Origin of the sequence: Lysobacter sp. Root690 (assembly GCF_001427785.1) — a bacterium.
Classification (GTDB): Bacteria; Pseudomonadota; Gammaproteobacteria; order Xanthomonadales; family Xanthomonadaceae; genus Lysobacter.
Genome location: NZ_LMHM01000016.1, coordinates 776887 through 779864, shown reverse-complemented (window position 1 = coordinate 779864; position 2978 = coordinate 776887). Strand labels below are relative to the sequence as shown.

At 64.9% G+C, this 2978-nt stretch carries 5 protein-coding genes; 3 read left to right on the top strand and 2 right to left on the bottom strand.

Annotated elements, in window-relative coordinates; genetic code table 11:
* Nucleotides 1-59: 59 nt before the first annotated feature.
* Nucleotides 60-572: an SsrA-binding protein SmpB gene (gene smpB, locus ASD86_RS20270; RefSeq protein ID WP_056114884.1), complete on the bottom strand. Its 513-nt coding sequence runs from the start codon at nucleotides 570-572 to the stop codon at nucleotides 60-62.
* 184 nt (nucleotides 573-756) lie between these two features.
* Between smpB and ASD86_RS20265 the strand changes: the two genes are divergently transcribed.
* Together ASD86_RS20265 and ASD86_RS20260 are read left to right on the top strand one after the other, a co-directional pair.
* Complete coding sequence (locus tag ASD86_RS20265; RefSeq protein WP_056114882.1) at nucleotides 757-1233, top strand: type II toxin-antitoxin system RatA family toxin; 477 nt, start codon at nucleotides 757-759, stop codon at nucleotides 1231-1233.
* Complete coding sequence (locus ASD86_RS20260; RefSeq protein WP_056114878.1) at nucleotides 1230-1496, top strand: RnfH family protein; 267 nt, start codon at nucleotides 1230-1232, stop codon at nucleotides 1494-1496. Before ASD86_RS20265 ends, ASD86_RS20260 begins: the two co-directional genes overlap by 4 nt.
* Before the next feature lie 129 nt (nucleotides 1497-1625).
* Here the strand turns inward: ASD86_RS20260 and bamE are convergent, their stop codons facing one another.
* Entirely contained in the window at nucleotides 1626-2027 is a 402-nt protein-coding gene (gene bamE / locus ASD86_RS20255) for an outer membrane protein assembly factor BamE (RefSeq protein WP_056114875.1), read from the bottom strand.
* A 220-nt stretch (nucleotides 2028-2247) separates the two neighbouring features.
* Between bamE and fur the strand changes: the two genes are divergently transcribed.
* Nucleotides 2248-2649: a ferric iron uptake transcriptional regulator gene (gene fur / locus ASD86_RS20250; protein WP_056114872.1), complete on the top strand. Its 402-nt coding sequence runs from the start codon at nucleotides 2248-2250 to the stop codon at nucleotides 2647-2649.
* The last annotated feature ends 329 nt before the right edge of the window (nucleotides 2650-2978 follow it).

Genomic DNA, 2978 nt, shown 5'->3' with positions numbered 1-2978 from the left:
GAATCCCGAATCCCGAATCCCGAATCCCGAATCCCGAATCCCGAATCCCGAATCCCGAATCAAGCGTTGCGGTTATGCCGCCGCATCACCTGCTGCTTCTGCCGCGCCCAGTCGCGATCCTTGCTGGCTTCGCGCTTGTCGTGGTCCTGCTTGCCCTTCGCCAGCGCGATCTCGACCTTGACCTTGTTGCCTTTCCAATACAGCGCGGTCGGCACCAGGGTGTAGCCGTCGCGCTGCACGCGGCCGATCAGGTTGTCGATCTCGCTCTTGTGCAGCAGCAGCTTGCGGCTGCGGCGTTCCTCGGCGATGACGTGGGTCGAGGCCGAGATCAGCGGGGTCATCTGCGAGCCGATCAGGAAGATCTCGCCACGCAGCACGACCGCGTAGCTTTCGGTGATGTTCGCGCGTCCGGCGCGGATGGACTTGAGCTCCCAGCCCTGCAGGGCCAGGCCGGCCTCGAAGCGTTCTTCGAGGTGGTACTCGTGGCGGGCGCGCTTGTGCAGCGCGATGGTGCCGCCGGCGGCGCCCTTTCCTTTATCCTTGCCGGCCTTGTTGTTCGTATTTTTAGCCATGAGCCGATTGTCCACGATCCGAAGGCGGTTTGAGTAGCCACCGGGGACTATTGATCGGATACGACGCTCGATCCGAAGCTCAAAAAGCGAAAAAAGCCTAGCCTGGGTCTGCCAAAATCGCTTGCGCGGCGCCCGACGACGTCCAGCTTGAATTCCCCACCGCGGCCCCAATTGCGATAGCCACATGCCTACGATCCGCCGTTCCGCCCTGGTCGAACACTCCGCCGCGCGCATGTTCGCGCTGGTCAACGATGTCGCCGCGTATCCGCGCCGCTTCGACTGGTGCGAGCAGGCGCAGGTGCTGGAGGCCGACGAGGCCCACATGGTCGCGCGCCTGGACCTGGGCCTGGGCGCGCTGCGGACCTGGTTCACCACCCACAACACCTTGTCGCCGCCGCACCATATCGAGCTGAAACTGGTCGACGGGCCGTTTCGCAAGCTCGGCGGGCGCTGGGAATTCCATGCGCTCGACGAGTCGGCCTGCAAGGTCACCCTGACCCTGGAATTCGAACCGGCGATCAAGCTGCTCGGGCCGGCGATGGCGGTGGGGTTCCAGAGTCTGGCCGACCGCATGGTCGACGACTTCGTCCGCGTCGCCGATCGCGGCGCGGAACCGGCGGTGCCCACCGCGACCCCGGCCGACGGTGCGGCTTCGGCGTGAAGGTCGAGGTCGTCCGCGCCTGGCCGCAACGGTTCGAAGCGCTGACGCTGGAACTGGCCGAGGGCGCGGTGCTGAGTGACGCGGTCGCCGCGGCCGGCTGGCAGGGCGACGCGCAGATCAGCGGCTACGCGGTGTTCGGGGTCAAAGCGGTCGCCGACACGCCGTTGCGCGATCGCGACCGGGTCGAGTTGCTGCGGCCGTTGCAGGTCGATCCCAAGGACGCGCGCAGGCGCCGCGCGGCCGATCGGCCGCTGAAGAAATAGGCAGGGCTGCGAATAACCATCGCGACGCGGCCGAACGGGCACGCCATTTGACCGGCGTCCGTTCGGACGCGATCGCTGAATCGATGAGTGAGTCGGATCAGGGCGCGGCAGGCCGCCGCGCCGCCAGGATCAGCGCTTGCGGCGCTTGTCCTTGTCCTTGTCGCGGGCCAGATTGCGGCCGAACTGCTTGACCGAGGCCTTGGCGATCTGTTCGTCCTGCTCGGGGAAATAGTCGCCTTCCCACTTGGCCAGGGCGTCGTTTTCGAACCACAGGGTCAGGTTCTTGCGCTGGGTGGTGCCGAGGCGGTCGACGCGCTGGGTCGAGGTGTAGTCCCAACGGTTCTGATGGAACGGGTCTTCGATCGACGGCGTGCCGATCAGCACCTGCACCTGCTGCTTGCTCATGCCGGTCTGGAGCTGATCGACGGCGGCCTTCTCGAGCAGATTGCCCTGGTAGATCGGCTGCTTGTAGATGATGCCGCAGCCAGCGGTGAGCAGGGAGATCGAGAGAACGAGCAGGAGCTTACGCATCGTATGAGGGTCTGCGGCAGTCGAAGGCAACGGGGCCGATGATACACTGAAGCCAGACCCCACCAAGGGCGGATCGCCGCGTCGGCCACCCCCGCGCGTTCATCCGCCATTCCGGCCCGCCCGCTCCGTCCGCCCAGTGCGCAGCCCTCGCGGCGACGGCCAGCCGGTCAACACCTCCGGTCCGGCCCGCGCCGGGCCGCACAGCTCAAGGGAAGTACACATGGAATCGCAGGACCTGCGCAACGTCGGCCTCAAGGTCACCCACCCGCGGATGCGGATCCTGGAACTGCTCGAGCAGGCCAAGCCGCGGCACATGACCGCCGAGGACATCTACCGGATGCTGCTGGAAAAAGGCGAGGACATCGGTCTGGCCACGGTGTACCGCGTGCTGACCCAGTTCGAGTCGGCCGGCTTGGTGCTCAAGCACAACTTCGAGGCCGGCCAGTCGGTGTACGAGCTCGATCGCGGCCATCATCACGATCACATGGTCGATATCGAAAGCGGCAAGATCATCGAGTTCGAAAGCGCGGAGATCGAGGAATTGCAGAGCAAGATCGCGGCCAAGCATGGTTACGAGATCGAGGAGCATTCGTTGGTGTTGTATGTGCGCAAGAAGCGGTGAGAGCTGGGATTCGGGATTCGGGATTGGTTGGAAGCCGGAGCGGATCGCGGGTGCTGGTGGTTTGCTGTTGCCGTAATTTGAATCGGAATGCACGAAGGCCCGCCATTGGCGGGCTTTTGCTTTTGTGGGCGCGTGGGGTGGGGTGCTGCGATTGCGGGCATGAGAGGCGAATCGGGATTTGATCAGCCGCCGTTGATTCGACGTCAGTGCGATCCATCCGGCCCGCCATCCCCGCGAAGGCGGGAATCCAGAGGCTTCAGCGTCATCCCACCAGAACGTCATTCCCGCGAACGCGGGGATCCAGAGGCTTCAGCGTCATTCCACCAGAT

Coding starts and splice junctions, on each gene's coding strand:
- smpB (WP_056114884.1), bottom strand. CDS start 572: ATGGCTAAAAATACGAACAACAAGGCCGGCAAGGATAAAGGAAAGGGC.
- ASD86_RS20265 (WP_056114882.1), top strand. CDS start 757: ATGCCTACGATCCGCCGTTCCGCCCTGGTCGAACACTCCGCCGCGCGC.
- bamE (WP_056114875.1), bottom strand. CDS start 2,027: ATGCGTAAGCTCCTGCTCGTTCTCTCGATCTCCCTGCTCACCGCTGGC.
- fur (WP_056114872.1), top strand. CDS start 2,248: ATGGAATCGCAGGACCTGCGCAACGTCGGCCTCAAGGTCACCCACCCG.